General features: G+C 46.8%; 20 protein-coding genes and 2 tRNA genes. 9 read left to right on the top strand and 13 right to left on the bottom strand.

The features are described 5' to 3' along the window. Positions 1–95 precede the first annotated feature (95 nt). Complete coding sequence (locus tag TY09_RS07075; protein WP_009066781.1) at positions 96–797, top strand: response regulator transcription factor; 702 nt, start codon at positions 96–98, stop codon at positions 795–797. Further along, positions 790–2109: a sensor histidine kinase gene (locus tag TY09_RS07070; RefSeq protein WP_042432445.1), complete on the top strand. Its 1320-nt coding sequence runs from the start codon at positions 790–792 to the stop codon at positions 2107–2109. Before TY09_RS07075 ends, TY09_RS07070 begins: the two co-directional genes overlap by 8 nt. On the opposite strand, the gene TY09_RS07065 is transcribed toward TY09_RS07070, so the two are convergent. From TY09_RS07065 to TY09_RS07045, 5 genes are all read right to left on the bottom strand, one after another. Beyond that, positions 2090–2707 (bottom strand): ABC transporter ATP-binding protein, encoded by a 618-nt coding sequence (locus TY09_RS07065; RefSeq protein ID WP_042432440.1) that lies wholly within the window; start codon positions 2705–2707, stop codon positions 2090–2092. The genes TY09_RS07070 and TY09_RS07065 overlap by 20 nt on opposite strands. Next, positions 2697–3629 carry an ABC transporter ATP-binding protein gene (locus TY09_RS07060; RefSeq protein WP_042432437.1) on the bottom strand — a complete coding sequence of 311 codons (933 nt, stop codon included), beginning with the start codon at positions 3627–3629 and terminating at the stop codon, positions 2697–2699. The genes TY09_RS07065 and TY09_RS07060 overlap by 11 nt, the downstream gene beginning before the upstream one ends. A gap of 8 nt (positions 3630–3637) precedes the next feature. Then, entirely contained in the window at positions 3638–4489 is an 852-nt protein-coding gene (locus tag TY09_RS07055; protein WP_042432434.1) for an ABC transporter permease, read from the bottom strand. After that, the gene (locus TY09_RS07050; RefSeq protein WP_042432431.1) at positions 4479–5468 is read right to left on the bottom strand and encodes an ABC transporter permease; all 990 of its coding nucleotides are present in this window, start codon (positions 5466–5468) and stop codon (positions 4479–4481) included. The genes TY09_RS07055 and TY09_RS07050 overlap by 11 nt, the downstream gene beginning before the upstream one ends. Positions 5469–5556: 88 nt before the next feature. Further along, positions 5557–7203 (bottom strand): ABC transporter substrate-binding protein, encoded by a 1647-nt coding sequence (locus TY09_RS07045; protein ID WP_042432427.1) that lies wholly within the window; start codon positions 7201–7203, stop codon positions 5557–5559. 586 nt (positions 7204–7789) lie between these two features. On the opposite strand from TY09_RS07045, the gene TY09_RS19010 reads away from it, so the two are divergent. Then, positions 7790–7930, top strand: a complete 141-nt coding sequence (locus TY09_RS19010) for a helix-turn-helix domain-containing protein (protein ID WP_147584629.1) — start codon at positions 7790–7792, stop codon at positions 7928–7930. A gap of 171 nt (positions 7931–8101) precedes the next feature. Then, positions 8102–8932, top strand: coding sequence for an EFR1 family ferrodoxin (locus tag TY09_RS07040; RefSeq protein ID WP_187119590.1), 831 nt, complete (start codon positions 8102–8104; stop codon positions 8930–8932). Positions 8933–9237: 305 nt separating this feature from the next. Here the strand turns inward: TY09_RS07040 and TY09_RS17585 are convergent, their stop codons facing one another. Both TY09_RS17585 and TY09_RS07030 read right to left on the bottom strand, forming a co-directional pair. Further along, positions 9238–11052 (bottom strand): ATP-dependent nuclease, encoded by a 1815-nt coding sequence (locus TY09_RS17585; RefSeq protein ID WP_052335569.1) that lies wholly within the window; start codon positions 11050–11052, stop codon positions 9238–9240. Between the two features lie 845 nt (positions 11053–11897). Then, positions 11898–11974: transfer RNA gene (locus TY09_RS07030), tRNA-Met, on the bottom strand. Positions 11975–12156: 182 nt separating this feature from the next. Here TY09_RS07030 and TY09_RS07025 point away from each other — a divergent pair. Further along, positions 12157–12639 (top strand): GNAT family N-acetyltransferase, encoded by a 483-nt coding sequence (locus TY09_RS07025; RefSeq protein WP_042432425.1) that lies wholly within the window; start codon positions 12157–12159, stop codon positions 12637–12639. A gap of 569 nt (positions 12640–13208) precedes the next feature. Here the strand turns inward: TY09_RS07025 and TY09_RS07020 are convergent. Continuing rightward, positions 13209–13421 carry a hypothetical protein gene (locus tag TY09_RS07020; RefSeq protein ID WP_035317348.1) on the bottom strand — a complete coding sequence of 71 codons (213 nt, stop codon included), beginning with the start codon at positions 13419–13421 and terminating at the stop codon, positions 13209–13211. A 402-nt stretch (positions 13422–13823) separates the two neighbouring features. Here TY09_RS07020 and TY09_RS07015 point away from each other — a divergent pair. Beyond that, positions 13824–13910 (top strand) — tRNA-Leu (locus TY09_RS07015). A 483-nt stretch (positions 13911–14393) separates the two neighbouring features. After that, on the top strand, positions 14394–15344 hold the full coding sequence (msrB, locus tag TY09_RS07010) for a peptide-methionine (R)-S-oxide reductase MsrB (protein WP_042432422.1): 951 nt from the start codon (positions 14394–14396) through the stop codon (positions 15342–15344). Between the two features lie 374 nt (positions 15345–15718). Here the strand turns inward: msrB and TY09_RS07005 are convergent, their stop codons facing one another. The 4 genes from TY09_RS07005 to TY09_RS06990 form a co-directional block, all read right to left on the bottom strand. Next, positions 15719–17002, bottom strand: a complete 1284-nt coding sequence (locus TY09_RS07005) for a lipopolysaccharide biosynthesis protein (RefSeq protein WP_042432421.1) — start codon at positions 17000–17002, stop codon at positions 15719–15721. A gap of 133 nt (positions 17003–17135) precedes the next feature. Beyond that, positions 17136–18101: a CPBP family intramembrane glutamic endopeptidase gene (locus tag TY09_RS07000; protein ID WP_042432418.1), complete on the bottom strand. Its 966-nt coding sequence runs from the start codon at positions 18099–18101 to the stop codon at positions 17136–17138. A gap of 258 nt (positions 18102–18359) precedes the next feature. Beyond that, entirely contained in the window at positions 18360–19844 is a 1485-nt protein-coding gene (locus TY09_RS06995) for a UxaA family hydrolase (protein ID WP_042432416.1), read from the bottom strand. Between the two features lie 15 nt (positions 19845–19859). Continuing rightward, positions 19860–21335: a tagaturonate reductase gene (locus TY09_RS06990; protein WP_042432413.1), complete on the bottom strand. Its 1476-nt coding sequence runs from the start codon at positions 21333–21335 to the stop codon at positions 19860–19862. 280 nt (positions 21336–21615) lie between these two features. Here TY09_RS06990 and TY09_RS06985 point away from each other — a divergent pair, with 280 nt between their 5' ends. Continuing rightward, positions 21616–22608, top strand: a complete 993-nt coding sequence (locus TY09_RS06985; RefSeq protein ID WP_042432411.1) for a LacI family DNA-binding transcriptional regulator — start codon at positions 21616–21618, stop codon at positions 22606–22608. A gap of 121 nt (positions 22609–22729) precedes the next feature. Beyond that, a complete protein-coding gene (uxaC, locus tag TY09_RS06980; RefSeq protein ID WP_009066704.1) occupies positions 22730–24139 on the top strand; it encodes a glucuronate isomerase in 1410 nt (469 codons plus the stop codon). Positions 24140–24232: 93 nt separating this feature from the next. Here the strand turns inward: uxaC and TY09_RS06975 are convergent, their stop codons facing one another. Then, the gene (locus TY09_RS06975; protein WP_052335568.1) at positions 24233–24787 is read right to left on the bottom strand and encodes a CDP-alcohol phosphatidyltransferase family protein; all 555 of its coding nucleotides are present in this window, start codon (positions 24785–24787) and stop codon (positions 24233–24235) included. Positions 24788–24790: the final 3 nt, after the last annotated feature.

Below are 24790 nucleotides of genomic sequence, written 5' to 3'. Positions count from 1 at the left end.
AACCAAATCTATAAGTTATGTCCAAAGCTTTCTTTTATCTTTCTGATTGAGGTTAACTGCCGATACAAGTTAAACCAATTTGGAGGCAATTTAAAATGCAGACATCTACCATTCTGATTGTTGATGATGATTGTGATATATGTGAAGTCATTTCCGCCCTGCTGCAAAGTGAGGGGTTCTTCACATTGCAGGCCTGCAATGGACAAGAGGCGTTGTCCTTATTGAGTGGCAATATCGATCTGATTATTTTGGATATTATGATACCCGGGGACTCCGGCTTTGCGATTTGTAAAAAAATGCGCAGATTTACCACTGCTCCCATTCTGTACCTGAGTGCCAAAAGCTTGATTTCCGATAAAGAAGCCGCATTCGATTCCGGCGGCGATGATTATTTGACAAAACCGTTTATCCCAGCAGAGCTTTTAACAAGAGTCAAAGCGATCCTGCGCCGCTACCAGATCTATCGAGGAAAAAATTACAGCTTAAATTTGAATCAGGACTTTATTCAGATCAACAGCCTTGCTGTGCATCCCACTTCCGGAGAAGTTTTTTTAAATGGTACGCCAATCCTTTTACGCCATAAGGAGTACCAGCTATTGTCCTTCCTGTCACAAAACCGAGGAACCGTATTTTCTGTGCAAAGTCTTTATGAACAGCTTTGGGGAGAACCTTATCTCCCTTCTGCCAACAATACGGTCATGGTGCATATTCGAAACCTGCGGCAGAAAATTGAAGCGGACCCTCAACGTCCAAAATATATCCTTACTGTTTGGGGGGAGGGCTACCAAATTGTTTAAGATAAAACTGAGTTCAAAATTGGCTCTTTGTACATTATCTGCTTTTTTGATTGCTTCCGTTGCTTTTTTAGCGATACATAAAGTCGGTGAGCTATGGATCGAGGACAAGTTCAGTGATCCTGCCTTTGTAGAACGACAACAGGATTTAGAAATACAAAATCTACAGGAACATATCGATAACAGCAAGGTTTCTGTTTTGGATTATCATTTTATAACCAGATGGGTGGAAGGGCGCGAGCTTACGACCTTGTGCTTATATTATGGAAGCCATCTGATTTATGATTCAACGATTTCTTATCGTGCGGGGAATTTATCAAGCGGTCGGTTAACTTCTCCCCTGCCATGGCAAAAAACGTATCCTCTGCGATTTTATGACACGGAGGTAACCGCCGTTGTCAGTACATTTGCCCGTCACCGCTATGTTGATAGAGTGAATTTTCTGTGCCTGACCATGTTTTTCGTTACATTTCTTCTGACTATGCTCTACTATGTACGCAGAAAAGTTGTTTATATCCATCACCTGGCTGACGAGATAAAAAACATTGAAACCGGAAATCTCAATTTCCCGATTACAGTAAAGGGAAACGATGAGCTTTCATCCCTTGCGCAGGATGTCAATAAAATGCGTCATTCCTTGCTGGGTCAGATCATCCGCTTTCAAAAGGCACGCAAGGACCGCGACCAATTCGCGGTGCACATGTCCCATGATCTGCGCACGCCTGTTACCAGCCTGATTGGATACCTGGATATTGTCAATCAAAAGCGCTGCTCTAACAAAGAAATACGGGAGCAGTATCTTTATAAGGCGGAAGAAAAGGCGATTCAACTAAAGACTATTTCGGAAAATATGTTCAATCACTTTTTGACCAGTATGGATGAATTCAAATCAGATGATGTTTTTTGCGACAGCTCTATCATAGACCTCTTCATCGATGATGGGCTGGTTCTTCTGGAATCGCATTTGTTTCTATGCTCGGTTTCAAGAGATAAAGGGGAACCGACGTTCTTCTCTATTCGCAAAGCTTCTTTACAGCGGATATTCGATAACATTTTCTCCAATCTTCTTAAATATGCTGATCCCGCTTTTGTCATAGAGGTATCCTGCCACAAACTGGAAGATGGTATGGAAATATTCTTTAGCAATCATATCAGGCAAGAAAAAACCGGCGCTGTTTCCAGCGCCGGTATCGGTTTGAAAAGTGTCGATGAGTTAATCAGACAGAACGGCGGATGCTTGCGTATCGATAAGCGCGACGATTTGTTCCAATGTACTCTTTGGATACCGGAAATCCCTAACGCCCTGCTGCATTGAGAGTCGGAAGGTCGATGATGCGCGTACAGACCTTTTGAGCCAGCGCTTCGCTGTGGGTTACCACGATCATCCCCATATCGCGCTCTTTTACGATCGAAAGCACCAGCTGCCAAATCTGTGCTTGTGTAATTACATCCAGCATAGTGCTGATTTCATCTGCGAGAAGGAATTTGGTTTTTGGCCCGAGGATCCGTGCGATACAAAAGCGCTGCATTTCGCCGCCGCTCAGTTCGTTGGGCCAGCGATCCAGCCACTGCTTTTCGATTCCGATCTTTTGTAGGAACGCATCGTCGGGAGTCCAGGATTCCTCCAGAATCTGGCGCATTTTCCACCGTATATTTACCGCTTTTTCAGGGTGCTGATAAATAAGCTGTATAGGGCAATAGCCTGTGGTAGGCAAGGGCTTCTCTTCGAACAGGATTTCGCCCTCTGTAGGCACCAGGTAGCCTGCTAAGAGTTTCGAAAGCGTGCTTTTTCCATAGCCGGAAGGGCCAACCAGGCCCACACGTTCGCCTTTGTCTACCGAAAAGCTCACATTTTTTAATATCGGCTCTTTGTAGGAATATCCAAAGCTTACGTTTTTTACCTCAAGTAGCATGCTTGCACCTCACCTCTCCTCCTCGCATTTTACGCATCTCCACCTCTCCCGAGCAGTCGTCGGTGCGGTACTGGCAGCGCGGCGCAAAGGGGCACCCGCTGGGCAGGCTGCCTGCATAAGGCTGCAGCCCGGAAATAGGAACAAAATCGTTCTGCGGCAAAGCATCCCACAGCGCTTTTGTATATGGATGGCGCAGGCGCTCCTTTCCTTCAAGAAAATCCTGTACCGGTGCGATTTCTACGGTTGTTCCCGCGTAAAAAACAGCAATTTTATCGGCAATGCTGAGTGCCAAATCAATGTCGTGTGTGATGAGCATAACGGCATTTCCGGCATCGGCGATCTCGCGGAAATAGCGCATGGTTTCCTCCGCCACTTCCGGATTAAGTCCCGGAGTAGGTTCGTCCGCAATGATCAGGTGTGCATCCGTAATGACCGCCGTAGATACCAGAACCCTGCGTGCCATGCCGCCGGAAAGCTGAAAGGGATATTTCTGTGCGGTTTCCGGCGAAAGGTTGAACCGCTGGAACACCTCCTGCTGCTGCCGCTCCGTTCCGTGAATTCCGATGACCTGCTTGCCGACGCGCATCATGGGATCTAAATAGCCCACTGACTGCGGAACCAGCGCAATTTCTTTTCCCCGCAGCTTTTTTTGCAGGTGGGGGGTCAGCTCCTGACCGCAATACTTCATGGAGCCGGAATAGGAGCTGTTATGGGGCAAGATTCCTAAAACGGCGTGGGCAAGCAGGCTTTTTCCGCTTCCGGACGAGCCTACTACTGCCAAAATTTCGCCCGCGTGAATAGCGATATTCAAGCTGGATATGACCTTCAGCTCCTTCTGGTTCAGCCCGCGGTCATACATCCGAAAACAAATGGACAGATCTGTTACCTCCAGAACCGGAGGCTTTTCTTTTTTCTGTGACATAATTCCTCCTATTCCTGTGCGCTGTATGGATCTATAATGGTTCGCAAATTGTCCCCGATCGCATCAAACAGCAGTACAATCAACAAAAGCGCCGCGCCGGGAAGTACCGTAAGCCACCAAAATCCGGAGGTCAGATAGCGCATGGATTCGGACAAAATGACACCGACCGCCGGTTCCTCCGGAGACAGCCCAAACCCCAGAAAAGTGATGGAGGCTTCATGTAAAATAGCATGTGGGAATAATAAAATTAATCCGACAATGTATTGTGGAACTACATGGGGCAGAATATGCCGCACGGCGATAAATAACCGGCTGCGCCCCATCTTACGCGATGCCTGTACAAACTGTGCGTTCTTTACCGCCAGAACCTCAGCACGGACAACGCGCGCCAGATTGGGCCAATGGCTGACTGCGATACCTACCATAACGCCCTGCAGGCCCTTACCAAGCATAAAAGAGATGAGCATCAGCAGAATCAGATGAGGAATGCCCTGCACCATATCGATCAGCCACAAGACAGCCTGATCCACTTTTTTCCCCATAACAGCCGAAAGGGTACCCAGAATGACCGCTATCACAGAGCTGATGCCTGCCGCCAATACGCCGATCAGGATACTGGTGGAAAGTCCCTTTACTGTGCGCGCAAGCATATCGCGGCCCATCCAGTCGGTGCCGAACAGATGCGAGAATGACGGCGGCAGATTCTTGTTTTCAAAATTGGTGGCATAGGCATCCGGCAGCATAAAAACACCTGCTGCCGCCACACCAATCAAAATCACGATTGCCGCTATGATGATCGCCAAAGTCCATGTGCGGCGATTGACCAAAGGTTTTCCTACTGCAACGATTTTACTTGGCATGTGCTACCTCCCTGATTTGAGGATCGATCACGGGATAAAGCAGATTGGCAATCATATTTCCGCAAAAGACAAACAATGCGCTGAACAAAGCAATTCCCATCAGCAACGGTGTATCCCCGTGAGTTCCTGCAAGCACGGCGGCCTGTCCGATGCCGGTATAGGAAAAAACATTCTCCGCCAGCACCGAGCCGCCGAACAGCTCGCTGATCGCCGCAAACTGCAGGGTAACAGCCGGCAAAAGAATATTGCGGAATCCATGACGGCGGATCGCCTGCCATTTTCCCTCTCCTCGTGCCTGTGCAAAGAGCATAAAGTCGCTTTCCATAATGTCAATCAGCTTCTGCCGGGTATGCAGCGCAATGTTGGACACTCCGGTGATGGAAAGCGTGACTGCCGGCAATACCAAATGATGCAGCCGCTCCCAGATTGTCACCTCGCCCGCCAGCTTACCGATCGGTGCGGAAAGCCCTAGCGGAAACCACCCAAGCTTTACCGCGAATACCATCATCAGCAATAGTCCCAGCCAAAATGCCGGGCTGGAGGACAGCAGCAGGCAGACTGTTTTAATCGCCTTATCGATCGGACTATTGCGGCAAGCCGCTGAAATGACTCCCAGCAGAAATCCGAAAATTCCCGACAGCACCCATGCAACCCCCATCAGCATAATGGATTGCGCGAAACGTTCCCCTATTACTGCGGTTACAGGCTGTTGAAAGTAGTAGGATCTGCCCATATCACCATTTGCAAGCGCCTTTAACCAGCTAACGAGCCGGCCGGCCGGAGGCTCGTTAAGGCCCCAGTATTCGGCAATCGCAGCCCTTTGCTCTTCACTGATTGCGCTTTCCGATCCGACGTAAGCACTGATTGGATCGATGGGGGATGCATTTGCCAGCAGAAAGGTAACGATGACCACTGCAATCAGCAATGTGACACCGCGTAAAAAATTTTCTGCGATTATTTTTGCTATACCTTTTTTCATCGCACTCTCATTTCTCCCTTCTTTTCATGCAAAATGCGGCCAAACCACAACCGGGTATGGCCGCATTTGCCTTGATACTGAATTCAGACTATTTTACAGCGCTCCAGTCCATGATGTTGCCCAATACCGCAAAGCCATGATCGTGAGGGTGAATCTTCTGCTCGCCTATGCTGATTCCATCCCGGACAAAATAAAGATGGCTGATATTTGCGACGTAAATATAAGGCGCATCGCCAAGAATGCTGCCGCCGGTCGTTCCGTCCCACTGCGCTTTTTGCCAGTATTGATTGGCTTCTTCCTGCGTGGTTGCCGCTATGGCTGCTTCAAGATACTTATCAACCGTTGGGTTTTTATAAGCTACAATATTGTACCAGCCGCCTTTTGCTGCGTAAGCACCATAAAGTGCATTGTAAACAGGAGTGGGGTTATAGTCACCGCCACCCAGCATAAAGGCATCCTTGTGTTTGCGGGGATTACGGTCTGCGGAGGAAAGACCTTCGGTAATCACATTAATACCAAATGTCTTTGCCTGCTCACTGAATGCCATAGAAATCGATTGACGGGTAGAATCGTCGGAAGCATAAATCAAACTGAACTCTGCTTTCCTGCCGTTCTTCTCGCGGATTCCATCACCATCGGTATCCACCCAGCCAGCATCATCCAAAATTTTCTTTGCTGCCTCCACATTGCCGTCGGTGAGAATTACCTCTTTATTATCCCATGGCAGCCCCTGGGAAACGGTGTAGGCAACCTCGCCGTAACCATTGAGTACGGTATCGATGATTTTCTGACGGTTGATCCCGTTTGCCAATGCCTTGCGGATCGCCATATCACTGGTCACTTCGTTGCCGATTGCGTATCCCTCTTTGCTGGTTTCACCCGGCTTTTGCACAGGCAACGCTATCGTGCGGAAATCGTTGGTTTTGCAATCCACCAAATTATAGCCGGACATTCCCTTTACTGCGAGGTTTTCTGAAATTTTTGCTACATCAACTTGTCCAGCCTGCAGTGCCGCGTATGCCGCGTCATCGCTGAGGAACAAAAGTACAAGACGCTTAAAGGGAGGCGTTCCGCCGTAATAGTTCTCGTTTGCTTCCACAATCAGCTGCTGCCCTTTATCCCACTGCACAAATCGATAGGGACCGGAACCTACAGGCTTCTGCGCATAAGCCGTCGGATCACCGTAAGCATGCTCAGGCACGATTCCCAAGGCAGCCGTCTGATAAATAAAGGTGGACATGGGAGACTTCATGCGGAACACGACCGTTGTGTCGTCAGTTGCCTCAGCCTTGTCCAACAGGGTCAGATCGACGGTGGAAATGCCGTTTTCCTTGGTCTTGTTATAAGTAAACGCCACATCTTTTGCGGTCAGCTTTTCACCGTCGTGGCAAATGACGTCATTGCGAATCTTGAATGTCCAAGTAAGACCATCCTTACTGACGCTATATTCGGTGGCAAGGTCGTTTTTCAACTGATTGTTTGTATCCGTATCCAGCAGCTTGCTTTGAAAGATGGGAGTGCCGCTGCTTCCCCATCCCGTGCAGGGATCATATCCGGATTCCTTTTCCCCGCCAACCGCCACGATTACCTCGTCTTTTGCAGCCGTGTTTGTGGCGGAAGGAGCGCCGGAAGATTGTGGCGAGCCGCTTGGCGTCTGTGTTGAGCAACCTGCAACAAGGAGCAAGATGCTCATCATTCCTGCTGCGAGCCTTACTTTATTCCATTGTTTTTTCATAAAAATTTTTACCTACCTTTCTGTTCGGAGGCGGTTAGCACCCTCTAACTCCTTGACAATTATAATATTGTCCTGCACCTATAACAATGCTTTACAAGCAGATTTCAGATTATTTAAGATTCTTTCTTAGAATCCTATCCGGCTTTAGATGGCAATATTTATCTGTCTAACTGTAGCACAGAAATCAATTTTTCAGCACAGACTTTGCTTGCATAACGCTGTAAAATTTCAGATCGTCCTAACCCGGATATATGGTCTACACAAGATTACTTACTTAACTTTGGATTTTAATTCTCAACGTGTGGTGCTTTTCACGTACAGCAGAAAACACTATAAATTGCTTTGGGCAAATCATCGAGTGTCGGAGGATATTTTAAATTCTTTAACTTTTTGTCCTGTTATTATTTTAAGGCAGAATGTAGCTTCTGGAGGAAACAGGTTTTCTTGTGACAAAAGTGCACCTCCAATGAATTCATCTGCCAAACTCAATGAAATTCGAAGTATTGCAACAATATCTTTGGCAAACTCTTTGTTAATTTCATTTTAACTGTCCATCCATATTGAGCATCGGGCCGCAGAAATACAGATGGTAGAAAATTATGAAAAATCAATCATCAAAGATGCTCTTCTGGAATGTGACCTTAATTTGACTATGACGGCAACTCATCTTAATATTTCTCATAGTAACCGCTATAACAAAATTAAGAGATATAAAATCAATGTTTAGCAGCTTCGAAATGAGAAAAGCAAAGATTCTTAGTGTATTAAATATGCTCAAATATCACGCTTGTTTAATTGTCTACCTATAAAGCAGTTTCTTTTGATATTTCTTTAAATCAGTTCGTGAGATATAGGTAGTGTGATATAATTTACATAATTATCATTAAAGGGAGAGAAAATGAAAGTGGAAATTAATAAGGTATGGGCAGTATATTTTAGCCCCGTTGGAAACACCGAAAAAACAGTTGTTTCTCTTGCAGATGCCATCGGAGAAAAACTAAATCTTCCAGTGGAAAAGCTAGACTATACTCTTCCAGCTGCAAGGGAAGCAATGAATACTTTTAACAAAACGGATTTGGTTATATGGGGAATCCCTGTTTATGCAGGAAGAATACCAAATAAATTGCTACCTTATGTACAGAGTCACTTTATCGGAAATGATGCCCTCGCTGTACCTGTTGCGGTATTCGGTAACCGCAACTTTGATGATGCTCTGATTGAACTTCGAAATATTTTAGAAGCCAATGGATTTCATACGATTGCAGGGGCTGGTGTAGCCGCTCAGCATGCTTTTTCAACGGTTCTGGCAGCCGGTCGGCCGGATCAGACCGATATGGAGAAGGTTAAGGAATTTGCAACGAAAATAGCTGAAAAGGTCGACACACTCAAAACCCTACCACAGCCTATTGACGTAAAAGGCACCAACCCTCCAGAAGTGTACTATACTCCGAAAGGACTTGATGGAAAGCCTACGGTCTTTTTAAAGGCTAAGCCAAAGACCGATATGGAAAAGTGTAATCATTGCGGTATTTGCATTCGCCGGTGTCCGATGGGGTCTATCAATCCAAACGACCCTTCTGACATAATTGGAATATGCATTAAGTGTCATGCCTGTGTAAAACGGTGTCCACAAGATGCAAAATATTTTGACGATGAGCAATTCACATCACATAAATTAATGCTGGAAAGAGATTTCGCCCGACGGGCAGAACCTTTATTCTTTATATAGTAGTCAAAACAAATTCTTTAATTTTATGGTTCATTCCCTGATATGGCATCAGGATTGACAAGGAAATTACAGGGAGTGATGGCATTGTGCCACCCCTCCCTGTAATTTCTTTTCCTTTTCAATGGTAGAAGCTATTTTGGATATCTCTGGCGATAATTTAAAGAAAAACAGATGCATTGTACACTACAAAACAAACGCTAAATACGGATTGATCTTCTCCAAAAATCTAATAAATCGAACAATTGTGCGATTTATTAGATATGTAATGATTTAAAGCAATTCTACTAATAAACATAATGAGAAGTTCATTTTATTAGTATCTTTTCTATTGCTGATATGGTGTTTTCAAAGCCGGATAAGAAATCAAATTTTCCATTGTCAACTTGTTTTTTAACAAACTCGCATATCTGAGTCTTCTTATCCTTATGCGGTTGCATCTTAACAATTGTATTTACAAAATCAGCATTAGTTGATAATGATTCAAGAGCATCGTCAATTGTCTGTGTTGTTCCAAGCGAGCTTTTTACCATCTTATATAACTCATCAGTCTCTCTGCGAACAGCCAGCTTTTTTTCAGTTATTTTTTTCCAACAATCGATAGAAAGAATATGTTCAATTTCAAATGGGAAATCGCATCCTTTACGACTGAGTAAAGCTATGATTTCTTGCGTTGGAGAAATAAACTTTGATGATACATTTTCGGAGCCTTTAAATATTGATGATGCCTCCATTCTGTTTTTGACAGTACATCCTGCATCATCTTTATCAAAAAGGGCAATACACCTACTTTTGTTTCCCAGATAAATCCAGGCGTATACAAGATGCTCTATCATCCCACATCCGCCCCGTCCTTCTTTCGAGAAAATTCGAAGTTTTTTGTTATCTAATAACTTTTGCAGTTCAACTGAGTGTATCTTAATTGCCATAGTCAGATACTCTATATCTGTTTTGCCTTCTACAAAAATTGTTGGAATATCTGAAAGTGATTCAGTATCATATAGCTGAACTGCTGATTTAAGTAATTGTAATCTTTCCTCGTATTTCTTTTTTTGCTCTTCAACATATGGAGCAATTAATGGCATTAGCCCCATTTCGCTTGCGATTGCCTTATTGGTTTTTCCGGTATTTATTTGGGTCTCTTCACTCCTTGACTCCTTTTTTTCAACATAAAATACTGTTACTCCATTCTCCTCTTTTTTCATATAAAACGCTGGGGAATGTGTCGTAATAAAGATCTGGAGTTCTTTAGCATATTCTACAAACTCGTCAGCAAGAGCAAAAGCATTTGACAGTTCTAAGCCGTTTTCAGGCTCCTCGATCCCCCAAATTGTTGTAACTTTTGTAGAACCCTGATTTCTTGATTTTTGATCTTCATTCGCAATGTATTTTAAGATAATGGGGATATGCCGTGCCTGAATACCATCTCCTCGCGATGTAAGTGGAACACTAATAGAATCAATAGATTTATTGGTTCTAAATACTAAAGACCTAAAGATTTCACCCAAATTCTCAGGTATTTCAAGCTGACTTGAAATATTTAATCTTTTTGAAGCATCAAGAGTAATAGACTGCGTATATCCGCTCAATGTATCAGAGAATAATTGAACCGCTTCTGCAAGTGTGGTATCAAGAGAAGCGGAAACAGAAGAATACAAATCCGCTAACAACGACTTAAAATACGCGTCGCTCTTTATTGCTGGAACATATCTATACTTTATTTTTTGCAAAGCTGCTGGAATACGTGAGCGTGAGCCAGGCTCTTCACCTTTAGCATTTTTTATTACATCAGAAACCTTACCTGTTTGCTTCCATACTTTCTCCCATGTATATAGTCCACCATCAGAAAATGTAGATGGAATGTAAAACTGAATAGTTATTGTTATTGCCTTTGCTTCCTTGCTTTTTGGAGGATATAAGTAAGAAAAATCTCGTTTGTAGCTGTACGGAACATTTTCCTCAACACGATCGTTGAAAAAAAGGTTCATTGCCTTCAAAACATTTGATTTTCCTGCATCATTCATTCCGACAAAAATGTTAAAGTCCCCAACCTTAATGTTTTCTCGCCTTATTGAACGAAAATTTTTTATCGTAATAGTGCGTATGGATATACGACTGTCCATAGAAGTCCTCCAAATAGTAATCTCCTTACAGGCATCTACAAATGCTGTAAAATTTCAAGGTATTTCTTTTTTGTGTCCCATTATGGTTGTTGAATTGCATATTATTGCTATAATAGAAATTTACCATTTACTCCCATTATAGCTTTGTAAGTATCATTATTCAACCAAATTTTACCATTAAAAATAAATAAAAAATCAGTCGAACAAAATGTCCGACTGAAATATATAATGACTAAGTAGTTAAAGTTTTTATTGCTTTCCAATCACTCAATTGGTACAATTTAAGAAAAGACATAATTTAACCCCATTAACAACGCATTAGCTGTAAGAAATTTCGCCGGTTTCTTACACTAATCAAAACGTAAGTCAAGTACGTTCTGAAGACTAAATGTCATTAACAGGGTTGGTTTTCTGTGTTACTTTATGGTGGCATGGTTAACATATACTTGTCAAGGGTCTTAGACGTACAGTTTACCGGCTGCGTCTAGGCTCTTGTTTTTTGCCTTCCGGCAAATGAATGAGATCGTGGATGTAGCGATTCACAGAAATTGAATGTCAAAATCGGTATAGGGTGTAGTAATACTCTTATGATAGATAGTGCAGCCACGACCTTAACAGTTGGAACTTGTTAAGTGAGCGCGCCTGACCTGCATAGCAGGAAAGAGCAAATACGTATCTGGTGAGAGTAGCCAGATATAGGACAAACCAGACCCGATTATTAATGGCACTCAAAAAATTGTATCTAAGGACGATTTCAATTTCAGTTGTCTTCGCCCATTATATATCATTTTATCATAATATTACGAGAAGCCCATATTTCTATGGGCTTCTCGTAATATTAAATATGGTTGCGGAGGCAGGATTTGAACCTACGACCTTCGGGTTATGAGCCCGACGAGCTACCGGACTGCTCCACTCCGCGATATTTTGTTGCTCTTCAAGAGCGCTTAACTATAATAACACCGGTATTTGAAAAAGTCAATACTTTTTTACATTTTATTGTAAATTAATGTGAAAGGCAAGCTGTTTTCTTGTCAGGAAAGTTGCTTTGTGCTATACTTTTCTCAATCAATACAGCGCAAAACCGCAGACAGGAAGTGCACGATGGCGATCATCAGAGAATATCAAATACAGGACGTTCCCGCGTTGACGGAGATATGGAACACTATCATCGAAGAGGGAAATACATTTCCGCAAACAGACTTTCTGACGCCAGAACAGGCAGAAGAATTTTTTGCACAGCAGAGCTTTACCGCGGTTGCAGAAGAAGATGGTGAAGTGGCGGGTTTGTACATTCTTCACCCCAATAACGTAGGGCGATGCGGGCATCAGGCCAATGCAGGGTACATGATCCGGCCTTTGGCCAGAGGAAAGGGCATTGGGGAGCTTTTGGTAAAGCACTCACTGGAAAAGAGCAAGGCCCTTGGTTTTCAGCTTTTACAATTCAATGCTGTGGTAAAAAGCAACGTACATGCAATTCGTTTATACCGCAGGCTGGGCTTTATCGAAATCGGAACCGTTCCCCACGGTTTTTTGATGAAAGACGGTACTTATGAGGATATTGTCTTATTCTATCATACTTTATAAAAACGGAAAATCATTTTCTCCTCCCCTGTGTTTTTGTGGATCACCGAAGCACAGAGGAGGATTTTTATTATAGGATTGTGGATTTGTCTTTCGGCTTTCCATGGCTGAAAGAGCTTATGACGTCTTTTTCTGAATGCCAGAAAGCAGAAATATTTCAAAAAAAATCAAATTATTTCTAAAAATTAGATTGACTAAAAAATAACAACGTGATAGAATGCAAATAAGTTATTTCAATGGCTGGAAAATACATGACTCATGATTCACATAGATTCCGGACGCACGCTGCTTTGACGGATTCTTAACCGAATTTCTTAGGGTTTGGCAGCACTTCGGAACAACTACCCTCCCTTGCTGCTCAACGCGCCAGCGAACCTTTCACTGGCTGCAGAACGGCCTTACCGATGCTTACGCCACACTTTTCCCATATTACTATGTAATGAACCCCCGAAAGGGCCCGTCTTTCTACAGACGGGCCCTTTCGGGTGATTAGGATATTTGGTTTTTACAATCATATCTTGGGGATGGTTCAGTCACTTTAAATGATACTTATGTGATGGCAGATTCTTGAATCAGGCGGTTTTGATTCCTTCCTGATTGAAGTAAGCATCGATCGATTCCAAATCATAATATTGTCCATTATGTATGAAACCGAGATGCAAAAATGCGGGGTTATATTCCGCTCCATCTTTTTGCGCCGGTACAATGCATAACTCAATTAAATCATTATGACTGACTTGAGTCAGTTTGCGTTCCAGCTCTTCTTTTGTTACCATTATTCTCATCAGTGTTATACATCCTTTCTATTTATCACTCATTTTCTGTTTTTAATTATAGCGCATGCATATGGTGAATCTTGTCAAAATATACGTTTATTTCCTGAATTGATTAAAAATGGAGGTTTTATGAATAATCAGGCGCTTATTTGTAATCCTTTCGGTAAGAATGCCGAAATTGCCAAAATGTGCCACGAATCGATAGCGAAAATTCTCGCCAAATCAAAGATTTTGATCTTATCCTTTTCTTTCTGAGATGCTCTTAGGCCGCATTCGTTCCGGGGTTCTTTTGCACGAATGTCGAATTAAGAGAGGCGAAAGAAAAATTGTCGAATTTTTTTTGAAAACCTTGTTGACAAACAAAAATCGCCATGCTATAATACTCAAGCAGTCAAGCGATTGCGAAAAAACGCGAGAGTGGCGGAATTGGCAGACGCGCTAGATTCAGGTTCTAGTGAGCGCAAGCTCATAGGAGTTCAAGTCTCCTCCCTCGCACCAACAGAGCAGAAACAATTGTTTCTGCTCTGTCTTTTTATATCTTAAATTCCATTTTGAAATAGAATAATCCCCTCCATTTTCGCCGCGCCGTATGACTTTTGTCTGTTTATGCTATAATAACCTCACGGCATAAGCGAAAGCAAAGCTTTCGATGCCTGAGAGAACATTGAAGCACCGGCTTAGCGATTTTGTTTTCTTGAGCAGTTCTTTTATCAATATAGTTTTGAGCTTGTGCTATAATAACCTCACGGCGTAAGCGAAAGCAAAGCGCCTGAGAGAGCATGGAACCACCGGCTTAGCGGTTTTGTTTTCTCTGGCAGTTCTTTTATCAATATAGTTCTGAGCTTATGCTATAATAGTCTCAGGGAACTTCTTTTCATAATAAAATACGGTTTTATGATTGCCGTTATGTCATCATCAGCTTGTATCCGAATTTGGAACAAGCTCTATTCACCAATAAAAAAACAGAACGGAGGCAGTGTTATGTCAGAAATCTATTTAGCGGGCGGATGTTTTTGGGGTACTGAAAAATACCTCTCTGCTATTCCCGGAGTCTTATCCACACAGACCGGCTATGCAAACGGAACGACGGATTCCCCGACCTATGAAGAGGTTTGCAACCAAAACACCGGACATGCCGAAACGGTGCGCGTTGTTTATGATCCACAGAAGCTGTCTCTGGGATTTTTGCTGGAGCTATACTACGGTTCGATCAATCCGCTGTCGCTCAACCGGCAGGGCGGCGATGTCGGGCGTCAGTACCGCACTGGAATCTATTACACCGATGCAGACGATCTGCCGGTGATCGAACAGTCTTTGGCCCGCCTGCAAAAGCGATACGACCGCTGCATTGCGATTGAGGTACAGCCGCTTTTGAATTACTTCCCGGCAGAAGAATACCACCAGAAATACCTGGACAAGAACCCGGGCGGCTATTGCCATATTGCTCCGGTACAGTTTGAAAAAGTCAAGCAGGCGGTCGTGAACCCTGCGGACTATCAATTGCCCGACGACGAGACCCTGCGCAGCAGCTTAACGCCTTTGCAATACAAGGTGACGCAGCAGCAGGCGACGGAGCCGCCATTCCAGAATGAGTTCGACCATCAATTCCGCTCTGGCATCTATGTGGACATCACAACCGGAGAACCGCTTTTTTCTTCCAGCGATAAATTTGATTCCGGCTGCGGGTGGCCCAGCTTTGCAAAACCGATTGATCCCAATGTGGTACGGGAACAAACCGACTCCTCTCACGGGATGCTGCGCACAGAGGTCAAAAGCCGTGTGGGTGACGCCCATCTGGGTCACGTATTCCCGGATGGTCCGAAGGAGCTGGGCGGCCAGCGGTACTGCATCAACAGCGCCGCGCTAAGGTTTATCCCGAAAGAAGAAATGGAGCGCGAAGGCTATGGATACCTTCTGCCGCTCGTCCGCTGAAGGCGCGCCAGGGGAAGCCTTTGGCACTCAACGGATTTACCGCAGCCTCTGCTCCCAAACCGGAGGTTGTTGTTACTGTAAACCCTGACCTACCCGCATACTGGAATAAACGTGCGCTGTAGGCCAAGCGATCGATAAATGTTTTCATTATTCCGAGAACATCGTGAACGAAAACAAGGGATGGTAAATACAAGACACAACACTGAAAGCAGTAACCTCTCGCCCCTATTCTTTTCTTTACGTGTTTTGCCACTTGGGGTGGGGAGTCTAAATCAATAATTATCTATCCTCTAACATGCTATACCTAAAAACACGCCCCTACTGATTATCATCTCTCTTCTGTTCCCGTCGAATGCGGGGAAACAGATAAAATTTCATGCGGTGCTCTTAACAATCTTCTGGCAAAAGCGGTAGAAGATCAGGTAGGCCGCCGCCATCGGCAGACTGGCCGCAAGTAGATACTGCGCATAAGTCATCGGGATAACCATCGTTAATAGCGACGGAATCAAAACCACGGTGAGCAAAAAGAACTGCCATACCATCGTTGCCTTTTGGCGCCCAAGCGCGATGGCGGAGTTTATGAGCGGCGTCACCACAAAGCGCACCATAAACAGCGGAATCAAATATCTGAGGTATTCCGCCATGGGCAACCATTCCTCACCTAAAAATCGAGAAATGATGGGTTCACCCCACAGCAGCAGTACGCCGAATGGGAATACAGCAATAATAAGCAGCCATTTGGTCGTGGTAGCAAACGTTTTGCTGAGCTTTTTGCCGTTGTACTTATCCACTGCCGCGCCCCGCAGAAACACTTGGGAAACCGCCTGAGAAATCAGCTGTGCCGGCTGCCCCAACAGTCGGTTGATTTGGCTGTAATAGCCATTCATCACCCTGCCGTAACTCATCTGGGTAAATACGCCCATTATATTCATGGCAAGGCTGTTGGCGATAGCGCTCGGCAGCATGTATTTGGGGTACGCTACATTTTTGCGCGCCACTTTCTTTAAAAAGGAGAGGCGGAACATCGAGCGGTGAATACGGCCCTTGAGCGTCATCACCATTCGGAAGTTGCCGAAGAAATACGACAAAAACTGCCCGACAATCAGCCCCCAATAGCCGGTGCCCAGCAAGGCGAGCCCTATTTGCGAGACGATCATCACCGAAACGCGGATGATGTTGGAAACCGAAATTACCTTATATTTTTCAAACCGCACATTGTAATAATTGAGCGCGTTAGTAAGACTAAAGATAACCGTCGTCAACGGAACCATCCAGAGCGTGTGCTCCGCGCCGCCCGTGAGATTCAGCGCCACGCCGAGAGAAGGGATGAAGGGCCACATCACGAGGCCGATAAAGGCCGAAAACAGAGCCGCCAGCGCTGCGCTGAGCACAAAAGCACCGCCGGCCTCCTCATCGCTGTCCGCCACTACAATCGCATAATCGTAGCGAAAACAGGCGACTTGCTGCGTGATGGTCGTAATCGAACCATAAATGCCATAAATGCCCCAGAGCTCCGGTGCATAGAGCCGGCTCAAAATCCACAGGGACGCAAGAGGCAATAGGAGCTGTGCCACCGCCGTGCCGCTGCTCAGGACCGCCACATTCTTAAAAAACTGGTTTTTTCGCAGGGATTTTATTTTAGACGCTACAAAAGACAAATTGCGACCCCCTATGAAATATTAGGTGTGGGAAGTTGGAGTTGAGTGGGCGTTGTTTGCTCTCGTTATTTTAGTGAGCATTAAATGAAAACAGATCTAAATGGTGGGACACTTCATTACGGCTTTGCCTTCATCAGGTCAGTCCAGCTAATAAATTAATGACAGCCATCACAATAAAGCCAAGCCCGCCTGCTGAAGTAAAATAGGCCTTATATTTGCTTTTATCGGATTTCATCTGTGTCCAGATTTTTTTCATACCTGCTTTTATGGAAAGATCCCGCAGACTAATCTTCTGACGAGCAGTATAAAGGAGAAAGCATATAACACATAGCACAGTGAACAGAACCCAAAGAGAATAAAAGCGGAGGGATGGGATTCCTTCGTAAAAGGGAAATAGATAGGTCATCGCCACCATAAAGCCGTTATGCGCCGTATGCAGAAGAATGGGCCACAAAATACTCCCGGTTTTGGCAAAGAGGATTCCGGCGCACAATCCAAGTAAGAGAGCATAAAAGACTTGAAAACGGACACCGTGTGCGAATGCAAAAACGACGGAAGAAGTCACGACAGCAAACATCGTCCCATATTTTTGCACATACTGAAAACCGATTCTTCGGAATAGAATTTCTTCATTCACAGGGACGAGAATGCAGAAGCCTATTATCGATGTCATCAAATAGAAAAAGGGATCTGGGTTAAAGTCATCAGGGGAAGATCTCTTCAAAAAAGGAATACTCAATAAAACAATTCCCCATTCAAAGAAGAAAAGAGATAACATTAAAAAAGCACTGTCAATCGCCGGCAGCTTAGGATCTGTCCTTTTTCCAAAGACAATCTGCTTCGGAGTCATCCGAAACAGGCAGCTGCCGAAAACAAGTGCAAGGATCAAAGCGATGCACAACTGTAAAATTTGGCTTAAATCATCCACCAATGCGCTTTTCACGCTTCTTTGAACAATCTGTACAACAATCGAAGACAAACCGTAAGAAGAGAGAAAAAGAAGCAGAAGACGGTTCGCGAAAGACGCAATTTCTTTTAAATCCTGTTTACTCTCCTGCAAGCCGATTGTACTGCCTTCAACGGGTTCCTTTTCTTGCATACCAATTCCTCCTATTCTCCTTTTATTTAAACGATAAAGAGGCTATCCTACAATATTATGTTGCGAGTACCATCATTCTAAGTAATGGTTTAGCATCGCAACAAGCTTTTTTACAGTATATCACAAACACAAAGCACCACTGTGTTCTATTGACAAATGAGCAAAAATGGTATATTCAGACTTTCCTTCCACCATATGAAAGCAGCGCCCCCCGCAAAAGCAAGGGCGCCGCATAAAAGGGAATCGATATAAGCGGAATCAGAGTGTTACGCCGTCTTTAAAGATCGGCAGGTCGCGCTTGTCCAGGCTTTCGGATTTTGCGTGCTTGCTGCCGGAAGCAACATCCACGACAAAATTGAAAAATTCCTCGGCGACATCGCGCATGGAACGGCCCTCCAGAAGCTGACCGGCGTTAAAGTCGATCCATCCGGATTTTTTCTGGCTGAGCGCCGTGTTGCTGGAAATCTTGATGGTAGGAACAGGACAGGCAAACGGCGTGCCGCGGCCCGTGGTAAACAGGACGATATGCGCCCCGGAAATCGCCAGCGCTGTGGACGCCACCAGATCGTTGCCCGGCCCTTGCAGCAGGTTCAGCCCTTTCTGGGTAACTGCCTGACCGTAACTCAGGACATCCACCACCTTGCTGCTGCCGCCCTTCTGGATGCAGCCGAGGGATTTATCCTCCAGTGTGGTGATTCCGCCGGCCTTGTTGCCGGGGGATGGGTTAGAGTCGATCTCTTCCCCATAGCGCATAAAGTATTTTTTAAAGTTGTTGATCAGATCGACCGTCTTGTCAAAGGTCTGACGGTCTTTTCCGCGGTTCATCAGGATCGTTTCAGCGCCGAACATCTCCGGCACCTCGGTTAAAATACTGGTGCCGCCCTGCGCGACCAGCAGATCGGAAAACGCGCCGACGAGCGGATTCGCGGTGATGCCGGAGAAACCGTCGGAGCCGCCGCATTTCAGGCCAATCACGAGATCGGAAACGCTGCACTCCTCCCGATGGAACTGCGACGCATACCGGCACAGCTCTTCCATCAGACGGACGCCCTCTTCCACCTCGTCTTCAAATTCCTGACAGATCATGAATTTGATGCGCTCGGGGTTGTAATCCCCCAGCACCTTCTTCATCTGCTCCATGGTGTTGTTTTCACAGCCGAGGCCCACCACCAAAACCGCTCCGGCGTTCGGGTGATGCGCCATCCCCGCCAGAGCCAGCTGGGTGTTCACATGGTCGCCGGAAAGCTGCGAACAGCCGTAGGGATGGGTATAGCAGAAGATGCCGTCCAGCTCGGGGGTTAAAAACTGCTGGGACTGCAGCTCTATCTGCTTGACGATGGAATTGACGCACCCCACGGTCGGGATGATCCAAACCTCGTTGCGAACGCCCACCTTACCGTCTTTTCTGCGGAAGCCCTGAAAGCTTTTTGGCGCGATGGCCTCCAGCTCGTGAAAATCGGGCGTATAGGTGTAATCCAGCAGCTCGCCGAGCGTTGTTTTGACATTATGGGTATGCACCCACTCCCCGCGCTGAATCGGGCGGGCCGCGGTGCCGATGGGAAAGCCGTATTTGATGATCGGCTCCCCCTTCTCCATCTCTTTCAGTGCAATCTTATGGCCCGGCGGCACATCGTTTACCGTGATCAGCTCTTGTCCGTCCACGTCGAGCACCGTTCCCGCGGGAATCGGCTGCAGTGCGACGATGACCGTATCTTTCGGATTAATTTGATAAAACTGGTTCATAGAAGCCCCCTCCGTTTATTTTCCCAGCAGCTTGCGAATTGCGGCTGTCATTTCGTTCACACGGATATCCTCGAGATCGGCGGTTACTGCTTCCGCAAAATCGCCGTACTTTGTCAGGTCCTCGCCCCAGAATTCCACATGCGACGCGGCCGCGCGCACATATTCCGCCACAGGCAGCTTGCAGTGCTTCAGGAAGAATTCCATCACCGGCTCATCATCCTTAAAGCGATAAGGCTCGCCGCCGCGCAGGCAGACCATCATGCCGTCTTCCAGCTTTTCAATGGTATAGAACGCGAGCAGGGCTGCGAAGGAGAAGGTAAGGAATTTGGGCGCTTTGCCGCTTGCCGCATACTGATCCTTAAAGGTGGGCAGAATGCGGGATTTCCATTTGGAAACAGAGTTCAGCGCGATGGAGAGAATCTCGTGGTCGACAAACGGGTTGTCGAAGCGCTCCAGCACCGAGTTGGCAAAGGCCTCCGCCTGCTCGCGGGGCAGCTTGACGGTGGGTACGATCTCGTCGAACACGGTGCGCTCCATCAGCTCACGGCACAAGGGATCCTGCATCGCGTCGCGCACAATGTTTTTGCCGGTCAGATATGCCGCCAGAACACAGGAGGTATGCGCGCCGTTGAGAATACGCACCTTTCTCTCGCGGTACGGTTTCTGGTTATCGGTAAAGATCACGTCCATCCCGGCTTTTCCGAGATGATCGATCGGCAGCTCGCCGGAAATATCCTTGTCGCTTTCGATGACCCACAGGGCGAACGGCTCGCCGGCATCCAGCAGCTCATCCTGATAGCCGAGCTCCTTTTCGCAGATCGCATCGGCTTCCCCTCTGGGGTAACCGCTGACAATGCGGTCTACCAGCGTGCTGCAGAACACGCAGCTTTCGGCCACCCAGCTTTTGAATTCATCGCCGAGCTTCCACAGGTCGATCAGACGGTTTACACAGTCGCGCAGCTTGCCGCCGTTATTTTCGATCAGCTCCACCGGCAGTATGATCAGACCCTTGTCCTTCGCACCGGAAAACGCCTCATAGCGCTCATGCAGGAACTTGGTCAGCTTGCCGGGGTAGGTATTGGGGGGAGTCAGCTCAAAGCGGTCGGTTTCGTCATATACGATGCCCGCTTCCGTCGTGTTCGACACCACAAAGCGCAGGCCGGGGAGCTTCGCCAGGGCCGCGTATTCCTCGTACTCGCCGTAGGCATCCACCACCTGATTGATGCAGGTGACCACGCGGTTTTCCACATAGGGCTCGCCGTTTCTACGGCCGCGCAGAGAAACCGTATACAGATTGTTCTGCTTGTGAAAACGCTCCAGAGTTCCGAACGAGATCGGTTTTACCACGGCTACGTCGCCGTTAAACGCCCCCTTCTCGTTGGCGACGTCAATAAAATAGTCCACAAAGGCTCTCAAAAAATTCCCTTCGCCGAATTGTACGACCTTTATCTCGCGGGGTGTGCGCGAATGAAGCTCCTGAATCTGTTTCATAACAACGATAACTCCTTTTCCTAACTGTTCTTCAATGAAAGCATCAAAGGATTACTCTTCCCACTTTTCCATTGAAGATTTCCATTTACAGCCGATGTAAGTGCTTACATTTTTCATTTTAGCATTTAGGGAACAAATGTCAATAGATTTTTCAAAAGCTTTTGTATTATTCTTTCATCATCCATAAAAACTAAATTTTCAGGAAAATATCCTTGATTTTTTAGATAGAAAAGGATATACTCAATTGTAAGCCCTTACAAAAGAGGTGATGCTTCGTTTTATGAACATTTATGATATTGCGCAGCGCAGCGGCGTTTCGATCGCGACGGTTTCGCGCGTGATGAACGGCAGCCCCAACGTGAGCGCCGCCACGCGGGAAAAGGTGATGGCCGTGATCGAGCAGGAAGACTATATTCCGAACGCGTTCGCGCGGGGCCTGAACCTGAACTCCATGAAAATCATCGGGATTCTGTGCACCGATATTGCCGATACCTTTTACGCGAAGGCGGTTTCTCTGGTGGAGGGACTGCTGCGCCGAAACGGGTTTGACGCGCTTTTGTGCTGCACCGGGAATGACCTGGAGGACAAGAAAAAATACCTGGAGCTGCTTTTGGCCAAACGGGTGGACGCGGTGATTCTGATCGGCTCCGCTTTTAAAGAGAATGTGGACAACAGCCATATTGAAAACGCGGCAAAGCAGGTTCCCGTTATCATTATCAACGGGCTGGTAGAGCTGCCCGGCACCTACTGCGTCACCTGTGACGAGCAGTCCGCCGTGGCGCAGAACGTGGCCCTGCTGAACCGCCAGAAGCACCGTGATATTCTCTATCTTTACGATATCCTGACGTACAGCGGCTGCTCCAAGCTCAGCGGCTACCGGGCCGGGATGAAGCAGTGCGGACTGCCGATCAATGAAAATCTGATTGTGCAGGTGCCCAAATCGGTGGATGAAGTCAAACGCCGTGTGCTTTCGCTTCTTGAATCCGGCGTGTCTTTCAGCGCCGTGATGGCGTCGGAAGACCTGCTGGCGATCGGCGCGATGAAAGCGCTGCAGGAATTTGGCCGCAGCGCGCCGGTGATCGGCTTTAACAACTCGATTTTGTCTGAGTGCTGCTCCCCTTCCCTCACGAGTGTGGACAACATGCTCGACACGCTCTGCCCCGCGGCCATCTCGATGCTGACCGGGATTCTGGAGGGAAAAAGTGTACCGCAGAAAATGGTGATCTCCGCTACGCTGGTGCAGCGGGACACCTTTCATACCGATCTGCAATAAAAATGTGGAAAGCCGGTTGTTCGCTCCCGCTTTCAGCAGGAAAGGAACAGCCATTGCGATTTCATGTTTTATGGAAGATCGGTATTCAATGTGATGAAAGAAAGAACTGGAGGATCAAATCATGAAAAAGTTTTTGGATGACGATTTCCTGTTGACCAACGAAACGGCGAGAACGCTGTTTCACGACTACGCGAGCAAAATGCCGATCATCGACTATCACTGCCACATCATCCCGCAGGAGATCGCCGAGAACCGCAAGTTTGACAACATCACGCAGGTATGGCTGGGCGGCGACCATTACAAATGGCGCGTCATCCGCTCCTGCGGCGTAGACGAGGATTTGATTACCGGCAATAAGAGCAGCGACCGCGAAAAGTTCCAGAAATTTGCCGAGTGCCTGCCGAAAGCGATCGGCAACCCGGTCTACCACTGGACGCACCTGGAACTGCGCCGCTACTTTGGCTACGACGGCGTTTTGAACGCCGATACCGCCGAGGAAGTGTGGAACCTGTGCAACAAAAAGCTGCAGGAAGACGGCATGAGTGTTCGCGGGCTGATCAAACAGTCTAACGTGAGGGCAATCGCAACCACCGATGATCCGATCGATTCTTTGGAATGGCACCAGAAGCTGAAGGACGACCCCACTTTCGATGTAAAGGTGGTACCGGCCTGGCGCCCCGACAAGGCAATGAATATCAACAAGCCCGACTTTGCGGAGTATATGCAGAAGCTCGCAAAGGTCAGCGGCGTTTCCATTCAGACCGTCGAAGATGTGCGCACCGCGCTGGCCAAACGAATGGAATTCTTCGACAGCATGGGCTGCCGCGCCTCTGACCACGGCGTGGATTATATGATGTACAATCCCGCTACGGAAGAGGAGCTCAACGCCATCCTGAAAAAGGGCCTGAACGGTCAGGCTTTGACACAGGACGAAATCGAAAAATACAAGTATGCGATTCTTCTGTTCGTCGGCCGCAAATACGCGAAGCTCGGCTGGGTGATGGAGCTGCACTATGGCGCGCTGCGCAGCGTTAACGACCGCATGTTTGACCGCGTTGGCCCGGACAGCGGCTTTGACTGCATCGCCACCTACTGCTGCGCGGACAGCGCGGCAAAATTCCTGAATGAGCTGAACAACACCGGCGAGCTGCCCAAAACCATCATCTACCCCCTGAACCCCACGGATAACGCGATGGTCGGCGCCTTAATCGGGTGCTTCCAGGGAACCGAAGCCGAGGGCAAGCTGCAGCAGGGCTCCGCATGGTGGTTCAACGACACCAAGACGGGTATGATCGAGCAGATGACCAGCCTCGCAAATCTTGGGGTACTCGGCACCTTTGCCGGTATGCTGACCGACTCCAGAAGCTTTCTGTCCTACACCCGCCACGAGTATTTCCGCCGCATCCTGTGCAACCTGATCGGCACATGGGTAGAGAACGGCGAATATCCGGATGATATCGAGTACCTCGGCAAAATGGTGCAGGATATTTCCTTCAACAATACCAACCGCTATTTTGGGTTTCACGTATAATCCTTTTTCATCTTCCCCCCTAATTGGAAAGGGCCTCCGCAATTTGCGGAGGCCCTTTCCATTGCAGCCGAAGAGTTTCTTTTGGCAGCCTGATTACAAAGCCGGATTCTTTTGTTCATGCTCCATCCGCAGACAGTGAACGATCCGGATGGCCGATGACAGGATACAGAACAGGATCGTCATTGCAAACAGGCCGATCCGCGCTTTGGGTACTATACTGCTCACTAATAACGTCAAAATAGGCAATCCATATAATAACGCCGCCGACAATCTTCCGAAAGGGTCAAAAAAGAATGCGTTTTGCCTTACACCGATCTGTCTGCTCCAGTGGGATGTCACCAGAAATTCAGTAAATTTTATGATAATAACGATCGGCAGGATCATCGGCATTCTGCCTGTGAGCCAAAGCGACAGACAGGATACGATCATAAAAAACAAATCACAGGAAACGTCTAACCACGCGCCAAGAGCTGAGGCCGCATGCAAGGTGCGGGCCAGCTTTCCATCCAGCCAATCCGTAAGAGAAACCAGTAAAAAAACGATCAGGCAAGGCCACAGCGGCTGTTCCAGCTCGATACAAAAGAACCCGAACAAAAAGGCAAGCGGGATTCTGGACAAGGTCATTATCGTCACGAATGCTTTTTTCATTTT

It is taken from the genome of Faecalispora jeddahensis, from assembly GCF_000577335.1.
GTDB classification, from domain to species: Bacteria; Bacillota; Clostridia; order Oscillospirales; family Acutalibacteraceae; genus Faecalispora; species Faecalispora jeddahensis.
The sequence above is the reverse complement of the archived record's forward strand: the minus strand, read 5'-3'. Positions and strand labels throughout refer to the sequence as shown.

Bases quoted from the DNA above. Each gene is read 5' to 3' on its own strand.
- TY09_RS07045 (WP_042432427.1), bottom strand. From the start codon at position 7,203: ATGAAAAAACAATGGAATAAAGTAAGGCTCGCAGCAGGAATGATGAGC.
- TY09_RS06985 (WP_042432411.1), top strand. From the start codon at position 21,616: ATGAACATTTATGATATTGCGCAGCGCAGCGGCGTTTCGATCGCGACG.
- TY09_RS07075 (WP_009066781.1), top strand. From the start codon at position 96: ATGCAGACATCTACCATTCTGATTGTTGATGATGATTGTGATATATGT.
- TY09_RS06975 (WP_052335568.1), bottom strand. From the start codon at position 24,787: ATGAAAAAAGCATTCGTGACGATAATGACCTTGTCCAGAATCCCGCTT.
- TY09_RS07065 (WP_042432440.1), bottom strand. From the start codon at position 2,707: ATGCTACTTGAGGTAAAAAACGTAAGCTTTGGATATTCCTACAAAGAG.
- uxaC (WP_009066704.1), top strand. From the start codon at position 22,730: ATGAAAAAGTTTTTGGATGACGATTTCCTGTTGACCAACGAAACGGCG.
- TY09_RS07020 (WP_035317348.1), bottom strand. From the start codon at position 13,421: ATGAGAATAATGGTAACAAAAGAAGAGCTGGAACGCAAACTGACTCAA.
- msrB (WP_042432422.1), top strand. From the start codon at position 14,394: ATGTCAGAAATCTATTTAGCGGGCGGATGTTTTTGGGGTACTGAAAAA.
- TY09_RS07025 (WP_042432425.1), top strand. From the start codon at position 12,157: ATGGCGATCATCAGAGAATATCAAATACAGGACGTTCCCGCGTTGACG.
- TY09_RS07040 (WP_187119590.1), top strand. From the start codon at position 8,102: ATGAAAGTGGAAATTAATAAGGTATGGGCAGTATATTTTAGCCCCGTT.
- TY09_RS07060 (WP_042432437.1), bottom strand. From the start codon at position 3,629: ATGTCACAGAAAAAAGAAAAGCCTCCGGTTCTGGAGGTAACAGATCTG.
- TY09_RS06995 (WP_042432416.1), bottom strand. From the start codon at position 19,844: ATGAACCAGTTTTATCAAATTAATCCGAAAGATACGGTCATCGTCGCA.
- TY09_RS19010 (WP_147584629.1), top strand. From the start codon at position 7,790: ATGGTAGAAAATTATGAAAAATCAATCATCAAAGATGCTCTTCTGGAA.
- TY09_RS17585 (WP_052335569.1), bottom strand. From the start codon at position 11,052: ATGGACAGTCGTATATCCATACGCACTATTACGATAAAAAATTTTCGT.
- TY09_RS07055 (WP_042432434.1), bottom strand. From the start codon at position 4,489: ATGCCAAGTAAAATCGTTGCAGTAGGAAAACCTTTGGTCAATCGCCGC.
- TY09_RS07000 (WP_042432418.1), bottom strand. From the start codon at position 18,101: ATGCAAGAAAAGGAACCCGTTGAAGGCAGTACAATCGGCTTGCAGGAG.
- TY09_RS07050 (WP_042432431.1), bottom strand. From the start codon at position 5,468: ATGAAAAAAGGTATAGCAAAAATAATCGCAGAAAATTTTTTACGCGGT.
- TY09_RS06990 (WP_042432413.1), bottom strand. From the start codon at position 21,335: ATGAAACAGATTCAGGAGCTTCATTCGCGCACACCCCGCGAGATAAAG.